At 44.0% G+C, this 1014-nt stretch carries 1 protein-coding gene; it reads right to left on the minus strand.

Features of this window, described 5'->3' with window-relative positions; genetic code table 11:
• Window positions 1–662 precede the first annotated feature (662 nt).
• Window positions 663–1014: 3'(2'),5'-bisphosphate nucleotidase CysQ family protein (locus tag K8089_RS16125; protein WP_277612615.1), on the minus strand; the 352-nt coding region annotated here is incomplete at its 5' end.

A 1014-nucleotide genomic window follows, 5' to 3' on the forward strand; every position in this document is an offset into this window, starting at 1 on the left:
ATGACGCTACTCACCCCCTCCCGAAGTAAATTCGGGACAGGCTTTTGAAGGGGGGGCGGAGGAAGATGTGAGATTTGAGATTTGAGATTTGAGATGTTAGAGGCTAGAGTCTAGATGCTAGATGCTAGATGCTAGACGTAGGACGAAAATGAAAACGAAATCGAAATCGAAATCGAAATGAAGATGAAGATCTAGAGTCTAGATGCTAGATTCTTGACGTAGGACGGTAGGACGTAGGACGTAGGACGAAAATGAAAACGAAAATGAAATCGAAATCGAAATGAAGATGAAGATGAAGATCTAGAGTCTAGATGCTAGATTCTTGACGTAGGACGGTAGGACGTAGGACGTAGGACAAATTCTCAATACTCAAAGTTTTGGCGGTTGTTAAATTTAATGATCTCAGTAGCAATCAAGACGCTACTCCCCCCCCCCCTTAGAAGGGGGGGCAGGGGGGGATGTTTGGATAGTTGAAACGAAGTCGCCTACTCTTCTCCCCCATCCCCAAGTAAATTCGCGACAGGCTTTTGAAGGAGGATCGTGGAGGGCTGTTACAGGATGATTTGAGATACTAGAGTCTAGAGTCTAGATGCTAGACGCTAGATTCTTGACGTAGGACGGTAGGACGTAAGACGTAGGACAATTTCTCAATACTCAAAGTTTTAGCGGTTGTTAAATATAGTGATCACAGTAGCAATCAAGACGAGGATAAAGTGGGGGTTTTGGAGGTTGGGTTTGTTGTATTTTAAGGGGGTGTTGGTGGATTGGTTTATTGGCTCTAGGCCTACTGCTTTACAGATGGCATGGCCTGCGGCGGTGTCCCACTCCATTGTGGGAGCAAATCTGGGGTAAATGTGTGCGCTGCCTTCAGCTATTGCACAAAACTTTAAGGAACTGCCTTTAACGATAGTTTGAACCTTATTGTGTTTTTCAATTTCTGTAATGAAGTTTTTAGTCGCTTTATTATTATGCGAACGGCTGCCAATGATTTTTACTTTGGAAGTCGGTTTGCTA

It is taken from the genome of Aequorivita vitellina, from assembly GCF_022008365.1.
Classification (GTDB): Bacteria; Bacteroidota; Bacteroidia; order Flavobacteriales; family Flavobacteriaceae; genus Aequorivita; species Aequorivita vitellina.